Below are 21,882 nucleotides of genomic sequence, written 5' to 3'. Positions count from 1 at the left end.
TTGAGGGGTTCGTAGCATTGGATGATAGATCCAGCCTAGTCTGTTTTTTTTGCTCTGTAGGAAAATTCTGATGGAGCGCATTTTTATAGCGGCTGGCAACTACAGGTACAAGTGAGCAACCGCGACTATCCTCAGCTTGCCTGCTTCAGATCAACTGATGCAGGGAGGTGCGATGCAGTCAACGGCCACGAAGGTGCAGCAGGCGACGGTTGTGCCCTGACAAGGACATCTGGCTGGAGCAAGTGCCATGGGGGAGTGGGTAAAACGTTGGTATGTGCACGTTGCTTTTCTGTTGTGGATGGGTTTTTTTTCCACCGTTCAAGCAGCACCAGAAGCACCGACGGAAGCGGGCGCATCTGCCGAACTGAAAATTGCCAATCGGCTGATTTTTACCTTCAAGGCCAGCCTGCTCGGCGAGTCACCCGAGGCACGTGCCCAGCGCGCCCAGACGGTGATCAATGAAGTGCTCAGCGGCACCGAAGAGCCGCAGGTGCGCCTGGATACCATCCAGGATAGCTATATGGTGCTACTGGGTGAGCGCCGCGCCTTTATCGTCACCCCCAAGGACGCCGACCCGGAAACCTCGGTAGCCGACGCGGCGGCACAGGCGGGCAAGCGGCTTGAACAAGTGGTGAAGGAGTCGCAGCAGGCCCGCAGTGTGCGCTTTCTGCTGACCGCTGTTGGCCTGAGTGTGGTGGCCACCTTACTGTTTATTGCGTTGCTGCGCCTGGCCGGGTTTGTCCGCAGCAAACTGCTGGCCCAGTTGCCCAAACGCATACGTCGTCATCACGGCGTATTGAAAGTGGGAGACACCTCGCTGCTCGATACCAGCAACCTGTTTCCGCTGGTGCGGCGCTTGCTGGATTTGCTCTACTGGATCGTCGCGCTGTTGCTGACGTACGAATGGCTGACCTTCGTGCTGCAACGCTTTCCCTATACCCGGCCGTGGGGGGAAAGCCTTGACCACTACTTGCTCAACTTGCTGCGCTACGTGCTCGATGCCATCGTCAGCGCCATACCGGGGCTGATCATTGCCCTGATGATCTTCTTCATTGCCCGTGGCATCAGTGCCTTTACCAAGCGGGTGCTGGAGCGCTTGTCCAAGCCTGGCACCATCAGCTGGCTCAACAGCGAAACCCTGCAGCCGACCACGCGCCTGACTGCGCTGGCGATCTGGCTGTTTGCCCTGGCCATGGCCTATCCCTACCTGCCGGGCGCCGGTACCGAAGCGTTCAAAGGCCTTTCGGTGTTGATCGGTTTGATGATTTCCCTCGGTGCATCGAGCGTGGTCGGGCAAGCCGCGGCCGGCTTGATCCTGACCTACACCCGCACCTTGCGCCCCGGCGAGTTTGTCCGTATTGGCGAACACGAGGGCACCGTGACTGAACTCGGCATGTTCACCACCAGCATCCGCACCGGTTTGGGCGAAGTACTGACCATTCCCAACTCGATGATTACCGGGGCGGTGACGAAAAACTACTCGCGGGTGGTGCAGGGCGCAGGCTATGTGGTTGATACCGTCGTAACCATTGGCTACGACACACCGTGGCGTCAGGTTGAAGCCATGCTGTTGGAAGCGGCGCAGCGCACGCCAGGGATTCTGCGCTCACCGACACCCCAAGTGTTCCAGACGGCGCTGTCAGACTTTTATCCGGAGTACCGCCTGGTTGCCCAGGCCGTGCCCAGCGAACCGCGGCCGCGTGCCGAGTTGCTGACCATGCTGCATGCCAATATTCAGGATGTCTTCAATGAATACGACGTGCAGATCATGTCGCCGCACTACCTGGGTGACCCCGAACAAGAGAAGCGCGTGCCCAAAGACCGCTGGTACATGGCCCCCGCGCAAGCCCCCGACGAAACAGGACGCGAGCCATGATCGACTTTGTGCTCCACGCATTGCGTTCCAATCCCGAAATTGCGGTGTTTTTGGCGATTGCTTCGGGAGTGCTGATCGGTCGAATTCAGCTGGGCAACTTCCACCTGGGCTCAGTGGCCGGGGCGCTGTTGATGGGCCTGATCATCGGCCAGATCGGCCTTGAGGTGCCGCATGAACTGAAATCGGTGTTTTTTGTGCTGTTTATCTACGCCGTGGGCTTCAAGAGCGGCCCCGAGTTCTTCAGTTGCTTGAACAGCAGCAGCCTGAAACTGGTGCTGTTTTCCGTGGTGCTGTGTGCCACGGCGCTGGCCACCATCTTGCTGATGAATGCGATTTATCACTTCGATGCCGGGTTCACCGCAGGCCTGGGCGCTGGCGCCCTGACCGACACGGCGATCATGGGCACCGCCAGCAGCGCCATTGCCCAGCTGAGCCTGGACGAGGCGGCGAAAAATCAGCTGTACAGCCACATGGCAGTGGCCTATGCCATTACCTATGTGTTCGGCACCATTGGTCTGGTGGTGTTTGTCGGCACCATTGCCCCGAAACTGTTGGGCGTGGATTTGCGCAGCGCTGCCCGCGAACTGGAGCTGGAGTTGGGCATTGCCAGCAACGAGCAGATCATCAGCATTCCCTACACCCGTATCGTGGTTCGCGCGCACCGGGTAGGGGAGCGTGCCGATGGCCAGTCGATCGCTGCGTTCGAGCAACAGCATGCCAACATCAGCATCGAGCGCGTGGTGCGTGCAGGCCAGGTCCATGAACGCAACAGCGAACTGTTCCTGCAAAAAGACGACATCGTCGGGGTGTATGCCCTGCGTGAAGATGTCGCCTCACTGGTGCAATGGCTGGGCCCGGAAATCGATCACCCTGAGGCGATGTCGTTTCCCACCCGTTCGGTTGAAGTGGTGCTGACCCGCGATGCATTGGCCGGCAAGACCTTGCACGACATCAAGGCCGCCCTGGTCGGCTCCGAGCGGATGGGCTGTTTTATCAACACCATCACCCGCCAGGGGCTGGAGTTGCCGCAGTTACCCAACACCATTTTACGCAAAGGTGATGTCATCTCCCTGACCGGGCGTACGGCCAGCATTGAAGCCCTGGCGGAGCAACTGGGGCGTATACGCGAGCGCAATCACAAAAGTGATATCGCCGTTCACAGCCTGGGCATGGTCGTGGGTGCGCTGCTGGGCATGCTGTCCACGCATATCGGCATGATTCCGGTTGAACTGGGGGTGGGCGGTGGTGTGTTGCTGGTTGCGTTACTGATTGGTTGGTACAACTCCCGGCATCCGGAATTTGGTGCCTTGCCATCGGCGGCGCAGTGGGCATTCTCGGAGTTCGGGCTGACCGCCTTCGGTGCGGTGGTGGGGCTGCTGGCAGGGCCTGCGGCGATTGCCGCGATGCAAAGCCAGGGGGTCGCGTTGCTGATTTCAGGCGTGGTAGTGACCTTGGTGCCACCGCTGGTATCGCTGTATTTCGGGCGTTATGTGCTGCGCCTGCACCCGATGGTGCTGTTCGGTGCCCTGGCCGGGGCGCAGACCGAAGCGGCGTCGATGAACAAAATCATCGAACAATCCGGGAGCAACACGCCGGTGATTGGTTTTACCGTGTGCTACGCGATTTCCAACGTACTGCTGGCGGTTTGCGGGCCGATCATTGTTTACATAGCCAGTTGAAGGCTGAGGTAGGAGATACCGTCTTGCACCACCTGTGGGAGCGGGCTTGCCCCGCGATGGCGGTGTGTCAGACAGATTGCAATCGCGGGGCAAGCCCGCTCCTACAGGCGTTCAAGGGTGGCCGCCACGGCCTGCACGTGTTGGCGTAGCCAGCGGCGCAAGGGGTCGGCAGCGGTGCGCGCATGCCAGATCTGCATCACTTCAACCCGTGGCAACGACAAGGGTAAGGCCAGCATGCGCAAGTCGGGATCGCGCTCAACGGCCTCCTGGGCCAGTGAACGCAAGCAGGTGAGCAGCATGTCGGTACCTCGAATCAACCGCGTAGGCGCTACGAAACTGGCGAGCCCGGCCGCTACCCGGCGCTTGAGGCCCTTGGCCTGCAACGCCTGGTCCACTAAGCCATCGAGATCACCAGTGAGGGTGGTAAGCAGGTGCTCGCAAGCGAGAAAGGCGTCCAGGTCCAAGCCATTAGCCAGTCGTGCATTGCTGCGTGAGGCAAGCACCACGAAGTCTTCACTGAGCAACCGTTGCTGATGAAAGGTGTCGGGCAGGTCGGTATAAAAACCGGCAATCGCCAGGTCGCAGGTGCCTTTTTCCAATTCATTGCGTGGCAACTGACCACGGGTGTTATGGGTGATCAGTAGCAGGTTTGGCGCCTGGCTACGCAGTATCGGTAACAAGTGCGGCAGTAGCGTTTGCTCGATGTAGTCGGTGCTGTAGAGGTGGATACGCTCGGCCCGTTGCAGAAAATCACGGCCATCACTGAGGTCGTAGAACGCCTCCAACTCACTCACCAGACGCTGCACATGGGGCGCCAGTTCGTGGGCCCGCGGAGTGGGTGAGAGGCCGCGAGGCGCGCGGACAAACAGCGGGTCGGCAAACTGCTGGCGCAGCTTGTTCAATTTATGGCTCAGGGCCGGCTGGCTCAGGGCGATACGCGCTGCGGCCACCGACGCGTTGCGTTCCTGGTAGAGCACGTGAAACACCAGGAGCAGGTTGAGGTCCTTGTTGGTGATATTCATTTTTTGAATGCCAGAAATAAAAGCTTTCGAATTAACGAATATTAGTGCCTTGAGTAGGATGCTGGCTACTCACCCCACAGACCTGCAGGAGCATCACTATGCGCACGCTATCCACCCTGGCACTCGCCCTGGGCACCACGCTGCTGGCCGGTACGGCGCCGGCTGCCAGCAAGGGCGAGGTGCTGGTATTGCTGTCCAGCGAACAGCAATTGCCACTCAAAGACGGCAAGCAGTACCCCACAGGGTTTTACCTTAACGAGTTCGGTGTGCCTGCGGATCAACTGCTCAAGGCTGGCTACACACTGGTATTGGTGACCCCGAAAGGCAACAAACCGAGTGTCGACCAGCGCTCGATCGACCCCATGTATTTCGCTGGCGATGCCGCAGAGATGCGCCGTATCCAGACGCTGGTCGAGGGCCTGCCCGGCATCAATGACAGCGTGTCGCTCAAGGAAGTGTTGGAGGGCGATCTCGACCGCTTTGCCGGGCTGCTGATCCCGGGCGGCCATGCGCCCTTGATCGACCTGGCCAACAACCCGCAAGTCGGCGCGCTGCTGCGGCACTTCCACCAGGCTGGCAAGCCCACGGCCGCCATCTGCCACGGGCCGATTGCGCTGCTGTCGGCGCAGGACGATCCGCTCGGTTACCAGGCGGCATTGACCCGAGGTGAAAAGCCGGCAGCAGCTAACTGGATCTACCAGGGCTACCGCATGACCATTTTCGCCGACCCGGAAGAGCAGGTGTTCGAAGGCTCGCTTAACGGTGATCGCATTCAATTCTACCCAGCCGCCGCCATGGCCGGTGCGGGAGGTGACATGAACTACGCCCAGGCCTGGTCGCCGAATGTGGTGGTCGATCGTGAGCTGATTACCGGCCAGAATCCGTTCTCTGACCACGCGCTGGCCAAGGAGCTCCTGCACAAGCTGGACGCGGCAAAGGCGCTATAGTGCTTTGGAATAAAAAGTAGCGCTTTTTAGCATTACACCAAGACCTGCCTACACGGATGCACTACCCTAAGCCCCACGGCCAACGCTGCTAGCCGATAAGAAAGCCCGGATCAGGGCGCTGAGATTCGACCGTGGAGCAAGGAATGAGGCAACACACCCTGGTGTCCCGCTATTGCCAGCGGATCCGCTCATATGCAGCCCTGATGCTATTGGCCGGTGTGTTACCGGCTTGGGCTGCCAGTGCTCCCGCCACACCGCTGCCCGGACAGGCCAGCGTGGCCGAAGGCTACGTTGCCACGGCCAGTTGCCTGGGCTGTCACACTGAGCAAGCCAAACAATGGCAAGACTCCGACCATGGCTGGGCCATGCGTGACGCCACCGGCGCCAACGTGCTGGGCAACTTCAACGATGCACGCTTTGACGAGGCCGGTGTCAAGGCGCGCTTCTTTCGCAAGGGCAAGCAGTTCTTCGTCAATACAGAGGGCGAGCAGGGCAAGGCCGAAGACTTCCAGATCCTCTACACCTTCGGCCACTACCCGCTGCAGCAATACCTGGTGGCTTTGCCCCGTGGACGCTTGCAGGCTCTGACCATCGCCTGGGACAGCCGCACCAGCGGTGAGGGCGGCCAGCGCTGGTTCTCGCTGTACCCCGGCCAACGCTTTGCCCCCAATGATCCGCTGCACTGGACCGGGCGCTACCAGAACTGGAACGGCATGTGCGCCGACTGCCACTCCACGCGCCTGATGAAAAACTACAACGACCGTGACGACAGCTTTGCCTCGACCTGGCAGGAAAAGAACGTCGGTTGCCAGAGCTGCCACGGGCCAGGCCAGGCCCATGTTGACTGGGCCAAGGCAAACAAAGCGGCGCAGCCGAGCTATGCCACAGCCAAGGACATTGGTTTGCAGGTGGACTACAAGGCGCTGGGCAGCCAGGGCCTGGTCGAGCAGTGTGCGTTTTGCCACAGCCGTCGGCAAACCCTCGGCGCCGGGCAACTGCCGGGTCACCCACAGCTGGACCAAAGCCTGCCCGCGACCTTGCGCAGCGGCCTTTATCATGCCGATGGCCAGATTGACGGCGAAGTCTACGAATATGGCTCGTTCACCCAGAGCAAGATGTATGCAGCGGGGGTAGGCTGCACCGACTGCCACAACCCGCACACCAGTAAGGTCAAGATCGAAGGCAACGGGCTGTGCTTGCAATGCCACAACGAGCAGCCGCCGCGGGCGCGTTTCCCCAGCCTGCAGGCCAAGAACTACGACAGCCAGGCGCACCATCACCACACGCCAGGCACGGCGGGCGCCCAATGTGTCAGTTGCCATATGCCGACTAAGACCTACATGGTGGTCGACCCCCGGCGTGACCATAGCCTGCGCATTCCACGCCCCGACCTGGCCAGCAAGGATGCCAGCCCGGACGCCTGTACCAGCTGCCACACAGACCAGCAGCCGCAGTGGGCCGCCAAGGCCATCGAAGGCTGGTTCGGGCAGCCACAGCGTCCGCCTCACTATGGTGAGAACTTCCATGCGGCGCGCAGCGGTGAGGGCATCCCCTTCAATGCGCTCAATGCCGTGCTGGCAGATAAAGGCAAACCCGCGATTGTCCGCGCCACGGCGGCTGAACAGCTGGCCGACCTCGGCCCCCGTTCCGTCATTAGCCTGGGCTGGGCGCTGAACGATCCGAGTGCCCTGGTGCGTGCCTATGCGGTTTCCGGTTTTTCCAGTGTCCCGGCAGCGCAACGCCTGCAGCCGCTGTTGCCGCTGCTCAAGGACCCGAGTCTGGCCGTGCGCGATGAGGCTGTCAGGGCCTTGGCCGATGTGCCGGCCGAGCAACTGCCGGTGGAGTCGCGCGAGTCGTTCAAAACCTTGCTGGCAGACTACGAGCAACGCTTGCGCGGCAACGCGGATCTGCCCGGTGGCCGTCTGAACCTGGCAGTCCTGTTGAACCGGCAGGGCCGTGGCAACGAAGCAATGGATGAATACCGCCAGGCCTTGAAGCTCGACCCGTACTTTGTGCCCGCGCGGGTCAACCTGGTAACCCAATTGAGTGGCGCACAACGCCTGGACGACGCCGAGCAGGTGCTACGCGAAGGCCTCGCGCTGGACAAAATGCCCCCCGCCGACCACGGCAACCTGGCCTATATGCTGGCCTTGTTGCTGGTTGAGCAGGGCAAAGCCGAGCAGGCACTGGAGTGGATGGAAACCGCAGCCGTGGCGCTGCCGGGCAATTCGCGGATTCGCTACAACCAGGGTTTGCTGTTGTCGCGTCTGAATCGCCGTGATGACGCTATCAGTGCCCTGCGCAGCGGGTTGCAGCAGTCGCCAGACGATCCGGACTTGCTCTATTCGCTGATTTACCTACATGCCTTGGCTGGGGAGCGTGATGAGGCGTTCGAGTATGTAAAACGCATGCGCCAGGTTGCGCCGGATGACCCGCGCCTGCAGGGGATCGAACCCTATTGGCAAAAACCCTGAGTGTGTATCGCCTGTAGTCCGTTGGCTTGCGAGCAGGTCAGCGGCTGCTAGGATCAATCCATTGCCAGCCAGTCAGGGACTGCACTAATGACCATACGTGAGCAGGTAGCGGCGCTGGAGGCCAGTGTGGCGCAGCAGGTTCTGGGGCAGGCCGACACTATCCGGCACGTGCTGCTTGGGCTTCTGGCCAATGGTCATGTGTTGCTGGAAAGTTTGCCGGGCCTGGCCAAGACCCGCACGGTCAAAGCCCTGGCCACCCACCTGGATGCCAACATGCGGCGCATCCAGTTCACCCCGGATCTGCTGCCGTCGGATATCACCGGCGGGGAAATCCTGCAGCAAACCGCCGAGGGCAACCAGATCAAGTTCCAGCCTGGCCCGCTGTTTGGCAATGTGATTCTTGCCGACGAGATCAACCGGGCACCGGCCAAGGTCCAGGCCGCATTGCTCGAAGCCATGGAAGAGCGGCAGATCACCGTGGCCGGGCACAGTTACCCGATGTCGGGATTGTTCATGGTTCTGGCAACGCAAAACCCCATCGAGCAAGAAGGCACCTATCCGTTGCCGGAAGCGCAGATGGACCGCTTTCTGATGAAGCTGCAACTGGACTACCCCAAGATCGAAGACGAAACCCTGGTGTTGCGCCTGGTGCGTGGCGAAGATCAGCAAGCCGGCAAGGCGGCGCCAGCGCCCCAGCGTTTGCCGCAAGAGGTGGTATTTGCCGCACGGGCAGAAGTCGCGGCGGTACAGGTGGCCGAGGCCATCGATCGCTATGTGATCGACCTGGTCAACGCCACGCGCAGGCCGCACGACTACGACGATGACCTGGCCCGCTGGATCAAGATCGGTGCCAGCCCGCGTGGTGGCATCAGCTTGGACCGGGTGTCGCGCGCGCATGCCTGGCTGTCGGGCAATGACTATGTTTCACCGGACGATGTGCGTGCCGTGGTGCACCCGGTCCTGCGCCACCGTTTGCAGCTGTCCTACGATGCGATCGCCGATGGCGTCAGCGCCGATGAGGTGATCGACCGGCTGCTCGATCGCGTTGCGGTCCCGGCCTGAGCCATGCCGGGACCACAATCGGGTAGCCGCAGGGCCGATGGCCAGGTCTACGCGTCGTTGGCGCAACTCATGGCGCTGGAGCACCGTATCCGCGGCCTGAGTTTTCTCGCGCGCCAGCCACTGGCGAGCATCCTGTCCGGCAACCACGCGTCGCGCCTGCGTGGCCGTGGCCTGAGTTTCGACGAACTGCGCCGCTACATCCCCGGCGATGACCTGCGCCATCTGGATTGGCGCGCCTCGTTGCGTTTCGGCAAACCCTTCGTGCGCACCTTTACCGAAGAACGCGACCGCCCGACGTGGCTGTTGATCGACCAGCGCATGAGCATGTTCTTTGGCTCGCAACGCAGTTTCAAGTCGGTGACCGCCGCCGAACTGGCAGCGCTGTCGGCGTGGATTGCCTTTCACGCGGGCGACCGCGTTGGCGGCCTGGTATTTGACGACCAGCAGGTGCAACCTGTGCGGCCGTTGCGTAGCCGGGCGCGAGTGGAAGCCTTGTGCGCCGCAGTGATACGCAGCAACCACGCACTGTCAGCCACAGGCCCTGATGCCGAAGGCGCCGATCAGTTGGATCTGGTACTGCGCACCTGCATCGCCAATGCCGGGCACGACAGTCTGGTGTGCATCATCAGCGACTTTTCCGGTGCTTCAGCGCACACCTTGCAGTTGCTGCGCCAACTCAGTGCACACAACGATGTGATCGCCATGCAGGTGTACGACCCGCTCGCACTGGCGTTGCCGCAACAGGGGCGGGTGACCGTCACCCAAGGTCAGGTGCAGGTGGAGCTGGAAATCGGCCGGCGTCATGTGCACCGGCCCATGGCCGAGTTTCTTTCCGGTCGATTGCAGCAGGTCGCCGAGCTGCTGCAACGTAGCCAAGTGCCGGTAATGATGATCAGTACCGGCGAAGATGCGCTGATGCAAGTGCGCCGCGAGCTGGGCCGGCTCTCGGGAATTGTGCGATGACCACGCCAGCGCTGCCGAACATCGATCAGTTGCAGGAGCTGCCGCTGACCACGCCGCCGTTCAGCTACCTGCCGCAGACCTGGGGCTGGCTGGTACTGCTGCTGATGGTGCTGTGCGCCACCGCGTGGTGGGCGCTGCACCGCTGGCGGCGCTGGCAACGTGATCGCTACCGGCGCGAAGCGCTGCTGATGCTCGAAGGCCTGGAACACAGCTTGAGTGACACGGCAGGGCGCCTGCGCGGCCTGCGCCAGTTGCCGGTGCTGCTTAAACGTGTGGCCTTGTCGGCGACCAGCACTGCGGCGGTGGCCGCGCTCAGCGGTGCGCAGTGGCAGGCATTTTTGACCACCCATGCCCGAGTACCTTTGCCGGAACACTTCGCGACGCGCCTGTTCTCCCTGGCGTATGCGCCAGATGCCGAAGTCCTGGGCATCGGCGAAAGCGAGGTGCAGACGCTGTTTGCCGCCAGCCGAACCTGGATCGAGACCCATCATGTGGCAGTTTGACTACCCCTGGGTGTTGCTGCTGTTGCCGCTGCCCTGGCTGGCCTACCGCTACCTGCGCGCTTATCGCGCCGCGCGCAGCTCACTGCGGGTGCCGTTTTTCGCGGCCATGAGTCGGGCGGTTGGCCAGCAGCCGGGCACCCCGGCGGCAAGCGCCGGGCGGTGGCAGTTACTGCTGAACCTGCTGGTCTGGGCGCTGATCATCGCAGCCTGCGCCCGCCCGGTGTGGGTCGAACAAGCCATCGAAAAGCAACAGCCGATTCGCGACATGATGCTGGCGATTGATATCTCCCAGTCCATGCAGACCACCGATTACACCGACGCCAACGGCGTGCAGAGCGACCGTTTGACCGCAGTCAAAGGCGTGGTGCGCGACTTTATCGCGCAGCGTAAGGATGATCGCATCGGTCTGATCGTTTTTGGCACCGCAGCCTACCCGCAGGCGCCGTTTACCCTTGATCATGCCAGCCTTGGGCTGCTGCTCGACGAAGTCGGCATCGGTATGGCCGGCCCGAATACCGCGCTGGGTGATGCCATTGGCCTGAGTATCAAGCTGTTCGAACAGGCCAAGGAACAGGAGAAAGTGCTGATCCTGCTGACCGATGGCAACGACACCGGCAGTGCCATTACCCCTGAGCACGCTGCGCAACTGGCCAAGCAGCGCGGCATTCTGGTCCACACCATCGGCATTGGCGACCCCGAGGCCAGCGGCGATGCCAAGGTTGACCTGACGGTGCTGCAGAATATCTCGCGCACCACCGGTGGGCGCTTCTTCCGCGCCGATGACCGCCACGCCCTGCAAACGGTGTATGCGACCCTGGACCAGATCACCCCGCACCAGGTCAAGACCCTGAGTCACCAACCCAAGCGCGACCTGTTCTGGTGGCCGTTGGGCGCGGCATTGCTGTTGTTGCTGCTCAGCCACAGCGTGACGGCAGTGTCGGGCTGGCTGTTGCAGCGCCAGGCACCCGGTACCGAGCCCGGAGGCTGACATGGACATCGACCTCAGCGCCTTTCACTTCCTGCGCCCGCTGTGGCTTTTGCTTCTGGTCCCGGCGCTTGTGCTGCCGTGGGCCTGGATGCGTCGACATGACCTGCGCCGGCAGTTGCACGGGCTGATTGCCCCGCACCTGGTCGAGGCCTTGCTGATTACCCCTGAGCAGCAGCCTCGTGTGCAGCCTGTGCACCTGCTGGCGCTATTGCTGGGCTTGGGCGCAGTGGCCGCCGCCGGGCCGACCTGGACCCAGGACACGCCTGATTTTCTCGACAACCGTGCGGTGTTGATTCTGGCCGTCGACCTGTCGCCGTCGATGGATGCCGACGATGTACCGCCTTCGCGGCTGATCGCGGCCAAGCACACCTTGCATGACCTGATTCAGCGCCGTGCCGGTGCCCGTACGGCGCTGATTGCCTATGCCGGTAATGCGCATCTGGTGTTGCCCGCCACTGAAGACCCGGCCTTGCTCGACAGCTTCCTGCAAGCATTGAGCACCGATCTGATCAGTCAGCCCGGCAAAGACGTGCTCGGCGTGATCGAGCAAGCACAGAAACTGCTGGATGCCGAGAAGATGCCCGCCACCCTGTTGTTGGTCACCGATGGGGGGGCGCCGGAGCAGTTGCAGGGCATTTCCAAGCGACTGTCCGGCAGCGACCTGCAAGTGCTGGTACTGGCAGTCGGCAGTCAGGACGGTGGGGTGCTGCTGGATACCAAGGGGCGTCCACGCATTGCCGAAGATGGCCAACCAGTGCAGGCAAGCTTCGATGCCCAGGGCTTGAAGCAGCTGGCACAAGCGGCCGACGCCCCGCTGGGTAGCCTGACCCTGGACGATGACGTTTTGGACTGGATCACCCTGCATGCGCAGCAGCACTTGCAGGCGGTTCAAGGTGATCAGCAACAGGTGCACTGGAAGGACGCAGGGTATTGGCTGTGCTGGCCTTTGGCGCTAATCGCGCTGTGCTGCGTGCGGCGTGGCTGGCGCGTGAACTGGCTTGGGTTGTGGCTGGTCGTGCTGTTGAGCATGCCCGCTGAACCGGCGCGGGCCGGGGCCTTGGCCGATGCCTTTTTTACCCCGGACCAGCAAGGCCGCTGGGCTTTTGAGCATGGTCACTTTCCTCAGGCAGCCGAGCACTTTCACGATCCGTACTGGAAAGCGCTGGCGGCCTACAACGCGGCGGACTATCCGGCAGCGCTGGCTGGCTTTGCCCGGCTCGACAGTGCTGCGGCGCAGTTCTACCTGGGCAATATCTATGTACGCCTGTTCAAGTTCCCCGAGGCGATCAGCGCCTATCAGCAGGCCCTGCACAAACAGGCAGAATTTCCCCAGGCCAGCGCCAACCTGGCCCTGGCCCAGGCCTTGCTCAAAGACTATGAAGACCAGCAACAGGCCGGTACCCCCGATGAGAAGGCCGACAAAGTGGTCGAAGACCAGACCCCCAGTGCCGGCGCGCAACAAAAGCAGCTGACCACCGCGCAGGCGGCCTCGGATCAACAGTGGTTGAACAACCTGACAACCTCGCCAGCGCAGTTTCTCAAACGCAAGTTCATGCTCCAGAACGCCGCACGCCAAGCGCCTGAGGGTCAGCCATGAAATTGCTGCTGATGATGCTATTGGTGTGCGCACCGCTGCTGGCCAGCGCCGCGCCTGAAGTCCGGGTGCAAAGCCGTCTGCTGCCGCAGGCCGAAGTCGTGGTGGGCGGCACACTCAGCATGGAGGTCGATCTGCTGGTCGATACCTGGTTCACCGCCGCACCGATCCTGGCCAAACTCGAACTGCCCGGTGCCTTGGTGACGCCGCCTGGCGGCGAGGCGCAACACCTGAACCAGACGCTCGATGGCAAGACCTTTTTTGGCCTGCGTTACACCTACCAGATCACTCCACAGACGGCGCAGTCGTTCACCATCCCGGCGCTGGCCTTTCAGGTGCAGCCGGGGCAGGGCAGCGGCCTGGTGACGCTCAACAGCCAGCCGTTGAGCTTTGTGGCCAAAGCGCAAGCCGGTGCAGGCAATCAACCACACCTGGTGGCCAATGCACTGACGATCAGCCAGACCTTGCAACGTTCGCATGAACCCTTGCGGGTTGGCGACAGTGTTACCCGGCAGGTTTCGATTCAAGCGCAAGGCGCCCAGGCCATGCTGATTCCGCCGCCCGCATTCGCCCAGGTTCCGGGGTTGAAGCGCTATGTGCAGACCCCCAGCGTCAGTGCCTTGAGCGACGGCCGTGGCGGGGTGTTAGGTGGTCAGCGCGAAGACAGCGTGACCTATGTGATCGGCGAGGAAGGCAAACTCAGCCTGCCGGCCATTACCTTCACCTGGTGGGATGCCAGCACTGGACAAACACGCACCGCATCACTGGAAGCGTTGGACTTCGAGGCCGTTAAAGGCAGCTACAACGCGCCGTTCTCCATCAACGACGATTTACGCGCGCTGGGGCGCCAGGCGCATGTGCGCTTATCCGGGCACGGCGTGTTGCTGGCGGTATTGCTACTGGCTGGTGCGGGCTTGATCTATGTTGCCCGCCCTTGGACGCGCACTGCACTGGCCGGCTACCACGCCTGGCGGCAACGTCGTCATACAGCCTGGCTGGCGTCTGCCGATTACGCCTGGCAACTGATGCGCCAGCAGTTGAGTGAGCGTCCGTTGCAACTGAGCGGGCTGTACCTGTGGGTACGGCGTAGCAGTGGAAAACGGACGCTGTCGGCATTTTCTGATCAATTATCCGACTCAACGGTTAATCGTTCACTAGACTTGCTCAAGATTCGCTTCAGGCCCGGTTTTTCGGGAGATGCTCCCCCTGCAAACATGCTTGAAACGCTGGAGCAATCGCGTCAGCAGTTAACGAAAGGTACAGATGCCCCATTGCCGCATGGATTGAAACCGCTGAATCCCTGACTTCAACCGCTCAGGCCCCAGGTGACACTTCAAGGACGCGCTATGCCTCAACCACTTCGTTTGCGTTGGCTGTTCAGTCTGCTGTTTTTGTTACCGCTGCTGGCGATGGCCGCCGATCCGCTACCGTCCTGGTACAACGGTGCCTCGCGTCAGGCGATCGAGCAGTTTGTCAGTGCGGTGACCGAGGAGGGCGGCAAAGACTACGTCGCGCCCGCCGAGCGCATTGCGGTGTTCGACAATGACGGCACCTTGTGGAGCGAGCAACCGCTGTACTTCGAGGTGCTGTTTGCCCTGGACGAAGTCAAGCGCCTGGCCCCGAAACACCCCGAGTGGAAAACCCAGCAGCCGTTCAAGGCTGTGCTGGAAGGCGATCAGAAGGCCCTGGCTGCCAGTGGCATGGACGGCATGCTGAAGATCGTCGCCGCGACCCATTCAGGCATGAGCACCGAGGCGTTCATTGCCCAGACCCGGCGCTGGCTGGCTACCGCCGTGCACCCGAAAACCGGTAAGCCCTACACCGAGATGGTCTTTCAGCCGATGCTGGAGGTGCTGCAGTACCTGCGTGCCAATGGCTTCAGAACCTACATTGTTTCGGGCGGTGAAGTCGCGTTTATGCGTGCATTTGCCGAAGAGGTCTACGGCATTCCACCTGAGCAGGTGATCGGCACCACCCTCGATGCACGTTTTCAAGACAAGGACGGTCAGTTGTCGATTCAGCGTCTGCCGAAACTCACGCATAACGACGATGGCCCAGGTAAACCGGTCAGCATCGATTCGATCATTGGCCGCCGGCCGATTCTGGCCTTCGGCAATTCCGACGGAGACTTGCAAATGCTCCAATGGACCATGGCCGGCCCCGGCAAACGCTTTGCCGGCCTGGTACACCACACTGACAGCAAGCGCGAATGGGCCTATGACCACGACAGTAAAGTCGGTCGTCTGGACAAGGCCTTGATAGTTGCCAACAAGCAGGGTTGGACCGTGGTAGACATGGCCCGCGAGTGGCAGCGTGTCTATCCCTTCGACACCATTGATAGCCAGTAAACCCAAACCGCAGGCGTACAGTCCCTTTTGTACGCGAAGTCGTGGCCAGCGTCAGTAATGCCAGACGGAGACAAGGCCATATGAAACTGAGTAAGAGGTGGTTAACGACACTAACCCTCGCCGCAACGGTGGCGACGGCAACCAGTACCGCATTCGCTGCGGATAAACCCAACATTCTGGTGATCTTCGGGGATGACATCGGGCAAACCAACATCAGTGCCTACGGCAAAGGCGTAGTGGGTTACCAGACCCCCAACATTGACCGGATTGCCAAAGAAGGCATGATCTTCACCGATTACTATGCGGAGAACAGTTGCACGGCGGGTCGCTCGTCGTTCATCACCGGCCAGTCACCGCTGCGTACCGGGCTCTCCAAGGTCGGTATGCCGGGCGTGCCGGTGGGCCTGCAGGCGCGGGACGTGACCATTGCCCAGGCGCTCAAGGCGCAAGGCTATGCCACCGGGCAGTTCGGCAAGAACCACTTGGGTGACCGCGATGAGTACCTGCCGACCAACCATGGTTTTGACGAGTTCTTCGGTAACCTCTACCACCTTAACGCTGAGGAAGAACCTGAGCGGCCCTACTGGCCCAAAGATGACCCGGACTTCATCAAAGCCGCGTCGCCTCGCGGCGTGATCAAATCCAGCGCCGATGGCAAGATTGAAGACACCGGTGCGCTGACCAAACAGCGCATGGAAACCATCGACGACGAGACCACCCAAGCGGCGATCAACTTCATCGATAAGCAGGTCAAGGCCGATAAACCCTTCTTCGTCTGGATGAACACCACGCGCATGCATGCCTTCACGCACGTGCGCCAGTCGATGCAAGGGCAAAGTGGCATGCTCGGCAACGAGTACGCTGATGGCATGCTGGAACACGACGGCGATGTCGGTAAATTGCTCAAGACGCTCGATGATTTGAAGATCACTGATAACACCATCGTGGTCTACACCACCGACAACGGTCCGAACCAGTGGTCCTGGCCAGATGCGGCAACTACACCGTTCCGTAACGAGAAAAACTCCAACTGGGAAGGTGCCTTCCGGGTACCGGCGATGGTCCGTTGGCCTGGCAAGATCAAGGCAGACACCATCTCTACCCAGATGTTCTCAGGCCTGGACTGGTTCCCGACGCTACTTGCAGCCGTGGGTGACACCGATATCAAAGAGCGCCTGCTCAAGGGCGCTGATGTTGGTGGCAAGAACTTCAAAGTGCACCTGGACGGCTTCAACCAATTGGACTACCTGACCGGTAAAACCGACAAGAGTGCGCGTAAAGAGTTCTACTACTTCAACGACGACGGTGACCTGGTGTCGATGCGCATGAACGATTGGAAAATCGTGTATTGCGAGCAACGCGCTCCTGGTGGTCTGCAAGTCTGGAGCGAACCGTTCACCTGCCTGCGGGTGCCGAAGCTGTTCAACCTGCGCATGGACCCGTATGAACGCGCAGACGTGGTTTCTGACCAGTACTACGATTGGCTGACGAAAAACGACTACCTGGTGTTCCAGGCCACCAGCAAAGCCGCTGCTTTCCTGCAAACCTTTGTTGAATACCCACCGAGCCAGCGCCCGGCGAGCTTCAGCATTGACCAGATCCGTGCTGACGTAGACAAGAAAATCGAAGCGAAAATGAAACAGTAAGGCAATGCCAGCGCCCGTCACTCGACGGGCGCTTTTCTAAACGCATGTTTTCGGAGGCCTGAAGTGCTCCGATAAGGTCAAGCGATGCCTTCAGCGGTCAATGCCTCTCACGTCCATACTGCTGCGCCTGCTCAGGCCGATCGGCACGTGCCGCTGTCGATGCGGGTGCCGGCCCTGTTGCTGTGTCTGTCTGGTGCCGCGGCACTGGTGTATCAGGTGCTGTGGGTCAAACAACTGTCATTGGTGGTGGGGGTGGAGGTCTATGCCATCACCGCCGGGATCAGCGCATTTTTTGCCGGGCTGGCGCTCGGCGGCCTGGTGTTCGGCCGCTGGGCCGACCGCCTGCGCCATCCGGTGCGGCTGTATGCCAGCCTGGAAGTGGCTGTGGCGTTGCTGGGCGTGTCGAGTACCCTGGCACTGGCCCACTGCGCTGGGCTGTTCGCCCGCCTGGAAAGCAGCATTGGTCTGCTGGCCTGGGGGCTGCCGTTCTTGCTGGTGGGGGTGCCTGCGTTCCTGATGGGCGGCACGCTGCCGGTGCTGGTGCGTGCGCTAACACCCGCCCAAGGGCAATTGGCCGAGGCGGGAGGGCGTCTGTACGCTGCCAACACCGCCGGTGCCATTCTCGGTACCTTGCTGGCGGCCTTTGTGTTGCTGCCGCAACTGGGGGTCACCGGCAGTGCGCTGGCGGCCGCCACGCTCAACCTGCTGGCGGCGCTGGGGGCATGGCTGGCGCGTCGGCGTGATGAGCACCTTCCAGTACAACCTCAGCCCATGACAACCTCGCGTTCAGCGCCCGCGCGTCTGGCGATCGCCTTGTACTGTGTAGCCGGTGGGGTCGCCTTGGGCTATGAGGTGGTGTGGACGCAGTCGATCGTGCAGTTCATGAGTACCCGTACCTTTGCCTTTTCAGTGGTGCTGGCCACCTACCTGACGGGGTTGGTCGTGGGCAGTGCCGTGTATGCGCGACGTGCGGACCGGATTCGCGATCCGTGGGGGCTGTTCGGCCTGTTGATTGCCCTGGCCGGATTGCTGGCGCTGGTGCAGATCGCCGGTCTTGGGCGCTGGCTGATCATCGCGCAAACCCAGTTCGAGGCCTGGGTGCTGCACCTGACCGGCAATGCACTGGCCGGGATGTGCGCCCGTTTCGCCGTCGCCGCAGTGTCGGTGGTGTTGCTGCCCACCACGTTGCTCGGCGCCGCCTTTCCGCTCGCCCTGCGCTTGAGCGTGGACAGCCAGCAAGTCGGCCGCGATGTCGGCACTGTGGTTGCCTTGAATACCTTGGGTGGTATCGCTGGGGTGATGCTCACCGGTTTTGTACTGGTGCCCGGCATCGGCCTGATACGTACCCTGGTGGTGCTGGCACTGCTGGCGGCAGCGGTGGGCTGTGTGGCTGCCTGGCGCGGCGACACGCTGCGCAAAGGCACGCGCCTGGCGATTTTCGGCGTCACCCTGGCGACTGTGCTCATCGGTGCCCTGACACCGCCGCAGCGCTTGGCCGAACTGCTGCCGGGGGCGCGCAGTGGCAACATCACCTTCTATGAAGAGGGCCGAGGTGGCACGGTGGCGGTGGTGTCCCAGCAACGCCAGAACAGCACTTTCAATCGCCTATACATCCAAGGCGTGTCGAATACCGGCGATGCCATGCCGTCGTTGCGCTACATGCGCTTGCAGGCCTTGCTGCCACTGTTGATCCACACTCAGCAACCGCGTTCGGCGCTGGTGATCGGGTTCGGCACAGGCATTACTGCCGGGGCGATGCTGCGCTATCCCGGCCTGGAGCGCCCTGTAGTGGCTGAACTGCTGCCGCAGGTACTGGCCGCTGCGCCGCTGTTCAAGGGCAACTTCGATGCGGTCAACGACCCGCGCCTGGATATCCGTTTGCGTGACGGGCGTCGCGAGCTGCTGCGCAGCGCCGAGCGCTACGATCTGATCACTCTGGAGCCGCCTCCGCCTTCGGCTGCCGGGGTGGTGAACCTGTACTCGCAAGACTTTTACCAGCTGGCGGCATCGCGTCTGGAGCAGGGCGGCATGGTTGCCCAATGGCTGCCTTTGCCGACCCAGAACACTGACGACAGCCGCTCGCTGGTGCGCAGCTTTCTGAATGTCTTCCCGCATGCGTCGTTGTGGACCACCGAGTTTCACGAAATGCTCTTGATCGGCTCGCAAACGCCGCTGGAGCTGGACGCTGCGCGTATCAGCCAGCGCTTTGCGCAGCCAGAGGTCAATCGCGCGCTGGCCGAGGTCGGGGTTGACTCGGTCAGCGCCTTGCTCGCTACCTGGGTGACCGATCGCCAAGGCCTGGAACGCTTTGCTGGCAGCGCCGAAGCGGTCACCGACGACCGTCCGCGCATAGAATATGCACCGTGGGTGCGCGCCCGCGAGATTACCCGGGTGCTGCCGGAGTTGCTGGCGTTGAGAACGGCGCCGCCGCTGAGCAACGCCGACCCGGCCTTGCAGGCCGCCGTCGCCGATCAATGGCAGGTACTCAAACGCTTTTACGGGTTGACGCTGCTGGCTTACAACGGCAACCGCCAGGGCTGGGCGCGTGAGGTGCGGCAACTGATGCAAACAGAGGCGGGCAACCCGTACTTTCGCTGGTTCATCGGTGGTGGGCAAGCGCAAGGCAGCCAATGAACGCGCGACGTTCAGCAGGGTTGGACCTGATCAAATGGCTGGCGATGCTCAGCATGGTCATCGATCACCTGCGCTTCATCTGGCCGACGGCCGAGTGGTTGTTTGTTGTCGGCCGTCTGGCGTTCCCGTTGTTCTGCCTGGGCATCGCCGCCAACGTCGCGCGTACCACGCCTGGGCAGATGTACACCGCCGCCAACGGCCGTTATCTGGGCTGGATGCTGGCGTTCTCGGTGTTGTCCGAGTGGCCGTACCATGCACTGGATGTTGGTACCGGTACCTTCAACATCATGCCCACGTTGACCCTGGGGTTGCTGCTAGCCTGGGGTGTTCACCATCACAAACGTCAGGCATTGGCAGTGCTGGTGCTTGCGCTGCTAGTCAGCGACGTGCTGATGTACGGCTGGCTGGGGGTGGTACTGCCAGCAGCGTTTGTGCTGGCATTGCGCGGTGGCCGGGGGACTTGGCTGCTGCCGGGGTTTATCGCCGTGGCGGCCAACCTGAGCAACCAGTGGCTGCGTGAGCACCCGACAGCGCCGATTACCCTGATGGCCCTGGCAGTTGCGTTTATGTCGGCGCCGTTGGGGATGCGCCTGTTGCACGGGCTGCATTCCAGGCAGGTGTGGCCGGTGGGGCGCTGGGGTTATGGGTTCTACCCCGTGCACTTGGCGCTGATCAAGCTTGTTGTCCCCTAAGCGTCATCATCCTGTGTAGGAGATACCGTCTACCTGTGGGAGCGGCGGTGCGGCGACCCGACTTGCCCCGCGAACGCGGGCGAAGCCCGTGCCATTCACCGCAGTGCCTGCTTCGCGGGGCAAGCCCGCTCCCACAGCGTCAGCCCTCGCATCATGGGCGCTAAGCGGGCAGTTCGATTTGCGCGCACAGGCCGCCGCCTTCACGGTTGCTTAGGCTCAAGCTGCCGCCAATGGCTTGGGTCAGCTGCTGGGCGATGGCCAGGCCCAGACCGGTACCGCCGGTGCTGCGGTTGCGCGAACCTTCGACGCGGTAGAACGGCTTGAGGACGTCGCTCAACTGCTCTGCAGGAATACCGGGGCCGTTGTCCAGCACGCGGATCACGATGCGCCGATCAGCAGTTGCCTCGGCTTGTATCTGCGCGGCGCCAGCGAATTTCAGGGCATTGTCGATCAGGTTGACCAACACCCGGCGCAAGGCATGCGGGCGGGTCTCGATCAGCGCGTCGGTGCTGGCTTCAAGCACCACCTGTTGGCCGCTGTCCTGGTAGTCGAGAACCAGGCTATCGAGAAACGCGTCGAGGTTGACCCGGCAACTGGCTTCGGTGCTGCCATCGATGCTGCGCGCATAGGCCACGCCTTCGCGCACCAGATGTTCCATCGCTTCCAGATCACTCCAGAGCTTGTCTCGTTCGTGGCTGGGGTCCATGACTTCAACACGCAGCTTCATCCGCGTGATGGGGGTTTGCAGGTCATGGGAGATCGACGCCAGCAGTTGCATGCGCTCTTTGAGGTAGGCGGCAATCCGGCTTTGCAGGGAGTTGAACGCCTGCGCAGCGTAGCGCACCTCGCGCGGGCCGCTTTCATCCAGCAGCGGCCCCGGGGCATTGGGATCAAGGCTGTCGACTGCCTGTGCCAGGCGGGTCAGCGGGCCGATGGCGGTTTTCACGGCCAGCCCGGTGCACAGCAGCAACAACGCCAGCTGAATCAAAAGCACCACCGGCAGCCAGGCCGACAACGGGACAGGCGCTGGCGTGACATCCACGGTCAAGGGTTCGCCATCGCCCAGGCGCAGGTTCACCTGAAAGTGCGAATCAGCCCCCGGCAGGCGCTGAAAGCTCAGCGCGTAGTGCTGGCCGATGGCTTTATCGATGGACTGCGCCGCCATCGGCGCCGCGGGCAGTGCCAGCGGCTGACCGTTTATCCCCTGATCGAGTCGAAAACGGTAGGTGCGCCGCTCCAGACGCGGCAACCAGGCCTGGCGTTCGGCCGCCGGCAAGCGTTCGAGGATCGCCACTGCGGTGGCGATGTCCTGCTCCATGTTATTGAGCATCATCGAGCGCGAGCTGACATAGCGCTCGTAGAACTGAAAACTGAACGACAGCCCATAGGCCAGTACCAGCCCAGTGAAAAATATCAGCGCCAGGCGTGCGGCCAGGGTGTGTGGCCAGCGCATC

Annotated in this window: 16 protein-coding genes; 14 read left to right on the top strand and 2 right to left on the bottom strand. The window is 61.9% G+C overall.

Annotated features, from left to right (window positions below):
• Positions 1-247 precede the first annotated feature (247 nt).
• Entirely contained in the window at positions 248-1,876 is a 1,629-nt protein-coding gene (locus ACVWSC_RS15545; RefSeq protein ID WP_442107529.1) for a mechanosensitive ion channel family protein, read from the top strand.
• Complete coding sequence (gene aspT / locus ACVWSC_RS15540; RefSeq protein ID WP_442107527.1) at positions 1,873-3,555, top strand: aspartate-alanine antiporter; 1,683 nt, start codon at positions 1,873-1,875, stop codon at positions 3,553-3,555. Before ACVWSC_RS15545 ends, aspT begins: the two co-directional genes overlap by 4 nt.
• Positions 3,556-3,656: 101 nt before the next feature.
• On the opposite strand, the gene ACVWSC_RS15535 is transcribed toward aspT, so the two are convergent.
• Positions 3,657-4,577: a LysR family transcriptional regulator gene (locus tag ACVWSC_RS15535; RefSeq protein WP_442107525.1), complete on the bottom strand. Its 921-nt coding sequence runs from the start codon at positions 4,575-4,577 to the stop codon at positions 3,657-3,659.
• A gap of 98 nt (positions 4,578-4,675) precedes the next feature.
• On the opposite strand from ACVWSC_RS15535, the gene ACVWSC_RS15530 reads away from it, so the two are divergent.
• From ACVWSC_RS15530 to ACVWSC_RS15475, 12 genes are all read left to right on the top strand, one after another.
• Positions 4,676-5,524 (top strand): type 1 glutamine amidotransferase domain-containing protein, encoded by an 849-nt coding sequence (locus ACVWSC_RS15530; protein WP_442107523.1) that lies wholly within the window; start codon positions 4,676-4,678, stop codon positions 5,522-5,524.
• A gap of 143 nt (positions 5,525-5,667) precedes the next feature.
• Positions 5,668-7,998 (top strand): tetratricopeptide repeat protein, encoded by a 2,331-nt coding sequence (locus ACVWSC_RS15525; RefSeq protein ID WP_442107521.1) that lies wholly within the window; start codon positions 5,668-5,670, stop codon positions 7,996-7,998.
• Positions 7,999-8,085: 87 nt separating this feature from the next.
• The gene (locus ACVWSC_RS15520; RefSeq protein WP_442107519.1) at positions 8,086-9,060 is read left to right on the top strand and encodes an AAA family ATPase; all 975 of its coding nucleotides are present in this window, start codon (positions 8,086-8,088) and stop codon (positions 9,058-9,060) included.
• A 3-nt stretch (positions 9,061-9,063) separates the two neighbouring features.
• The gene (locus tag ACVWSC_RS15515; RefSeq protein ID WP_442107517.1) at positions 9,064-10,023 is read left to right on the top strand and encodes a DUF58 domain-containing protein; all 960 of its coding nucleotides are present in this window, start codon (positions 9,064-9,066) and stop codon (positions 10,021-10,023) included.
• Positions 10,020-10,526 carry a DUF4381 domain-containing protein gene (locus tag ACVWSC_RS15510; protein WP_442107515.1) on the top strand — a complete coding sequence of 169 codons (507 nt, stop codon included), beginning with the start codon at positions 10,020-10,022 and terminating at the stop codon, positions 10,524-10,526. The genes ACVWSC_RS15515 and ACVWSC_RS15510 overlap by 4 nt, the downstream gene beginning before the upstream one ends.
• Positions 10,513-11,514 (top strand): vWA domain-containing protein, encoded by a 1,002-nt coding sequence (locus ACVWSC_RS15505; RefSeq protein WP_442107513.1) that lies wholly within the window; start codon positions 10,513-10,515, stop codon positions 11,512-11,514. Before ACVWSC_RS15510 ends, ACVWSC_RS15505 begins: the two co-directional genes overlap by 14 nt.
• Position 11,515: 1 nt before the next feature.
• The gene (locus ACVWSC_RS15500) at positions 11,516-13,111 is read left to right on the top strand and encodes a vWA domain-containing protein (protein ID WP_442107511.1); all 1,596 of its coding nucleotides are present in this window, start codon (positions 11,516-11,518) and stop codon (positions 13,109-13,111) included.
• Entirely contained in the window at positions 13,108-14,412 is a 1,305-nt protein-coding gene (locus ACVWSC_RS15495) for a hypothetical protein (RefSeq protein WP_442107509.1), read from the top strand. Before ACVWSC_RS15500 ends, ACVWSC_RS15495 begins: the two co-directional genes overlap by 4 nt.
• A 42-nt stretch (positions 14,413-14,454) precedes the next feature.
• A complete protein-coding gene (locus ACVWSC_RS15490; RefSeq protein WP_442107507.1) occupies positions 14,455-15,456 on the top strand; it encodes an HAD family hydrolase in 1,002 nt (333 codons plus the stop codon).
• A gap of 80 nt (positions 15,457-15,536) precedes the next feature.
• Entirely contained in the window at positions 15,537-17,102 is a 1,566-nt protein-coding gene (locus tag ACVWSC_RS15485) for an arylsulfatase (RefSeq protein ID WP_442107505.1), read from the top strand.
• A 159-nt stretch (positions 17,103-17,261) separates the two neighbouring features.
• Positions 17,262-19,736, top strand: coding sequence for a spermidine synthase (locus tag ACVWSC_RS15480; RefSeq protein ID WP_442114310.1), 2,475 nt, complete (start codon positions 17,262-17,264; stop codon positions 19,734-19,736).
• Entirely contained in the window at positions 19,733-20,428 is a 696-nt protein-coding gene (locus tag ACVWSC_RS15475) for a TraX family protein (protein WP_442107503.1), read from the top strand. Before ACVWSC_RS15480 ends, ACVWSC_RS15475 begins: the two co-directional genes overlap by 4 nt.
• Positions 20,429-20,588: 160 nt before the next feature.
• Here the strand turns inward: ACVWSC_RS15475 and ACVWSC_RS15470 are convergent, their stop codons facing one another.
• Positions 20,589-21,881, bottom strand: coding sequence for a sensor histidine kinase (locus ACVWSC_RS15470; protein ID WP_442114309.1), 1,293 nt, complete (start codon positions 21,879-21,881; stop codon positions 20,589-20,591).
• Position 21,882: the final 1 nt, after the last annotated feature.

The sequence above is a fragment of the Pseudomonas sp. NUPR-002 genome (assembly GCF_056322725.1).
The sequence above is the reverse complement of the archived record's forward strand: the minus strand, read 5'-3'. Positions and strand labels throughout refer to the sequence as shown.

Bases quoted from the DNA above. Each gene is read 5' to 3' on its own strand.
- ACVWSC_RS15520 (WP_442107519.1), top strand. From the start codon at position 8,086: ATGACCATACGTGAGCAGGTAGCGGCGCTGGAGGCCAGTGTGGCGCAG.
- ACVWSC_RS15495 (WP_442107509.1), top strand. From the start codon at position 13,108: ATGAAATTGCTGCTGATGATGCTATTGGTGTGCGCACCGCTGCTGGCC.
- ACVWSC_RS15475 (WP_442107503.1), top strand. From the start codon at position 19,733: ATGAACGCGCGACGTTCAGCAGGGTTGGACCTGATCAAATGGCTGGCG.
- ACVWSC_RS15525 (WP_442107521.1), top strand. From the start codon at position 5,668: ATGAGGCAACACACCCTGGTGTCCCGCTATTGCCAGCGGATCCGCTCA.
- ACVWSC_RS15480 (WP_442114310.1), top strand. From the start codon at position 17,262: ATGCGGGTGCCGGCCCTGTTGCTGTGTCTGTCTGGTGCCGCGGCACTG.
- ACVWSC_RS15505 (WP_442107513.1), top strand. From the start codon at position 10,513: ATGTGGCAGTTTGACTACCCCTGGGTGTTGCTGCTGTTGCCGCTGCCC.
- ACVWSC_RS15510 (WP_442107515.1), top strand. From the start codon at position 10,020: ATGACCACGCCAGCGCTGCCGAACATCGATCAGTTGCAGGAGCTGCCG.
- ACVWSC_RS15485 (WP_442107505.1), top strand. From the start codon at position 15,537: ATGAAACTGAGTAAGAGGTGGTTAACGACACTAACCCTCGCCGCAACG.
- ACVWSC_RS15515 (WP_442107517.1), top strand. From the start codon at position 9,064: ATGCCGGGACCACAATCGGGTAGCCGCAGGGCCGATGGCCAGGTCTAC.
- ACVWSC_RS15535 (WP_442107525.1), bottom strand. From the start codon at position 4,577: ATGAATATCACCAACAAGGACCTCAACCTGCTCCTGGTGTTTCACGTG.
- ACVWSC_RS15490 (WP_442107507.1), top strand. From the start codon at position 14,455: ATGCCTCAACCACTTCGTTTGCGTTGGCTGTTCAGTCTGCTGTTTTTG.
- ACVWSC_RS15500 (WP_442107511.1), top strand. From the start codon at position 11,516: ATGGACATCGACCTCAGCGCCTTTCACTTCCTGCGCCCGCTGTGGCTT.
- ACVWSC_RS15530 (WP_442107523.1), top strand. From the start codon at position 4,676: ATGCGCACGCTATCCACCCTGGCACTCGCCCTGGGCACCACGCTGCTG.
- ACVWSC_RS15470 (WP_442114309.1), bottom strand. From the start codon at position 21,881: ATGCGCTGGCCACACACCCTGGCCGCACGCCTGGCGCTGATATTTTTC.
- aspT (WP_442107527.1), top strand. From the start codon at position 1,873: ATGATCGACTTTGTGCTCCACGCATTGCGTTCCAATCCCGAAATTGCG.
- ACVWSC_RS15545 (WP_442107529.1), top strand. From the start codon at position 248: ATGGGGGAGTGGGTAAAACGTTGGTATGTGCACGTTGCTTTTCTGTTG.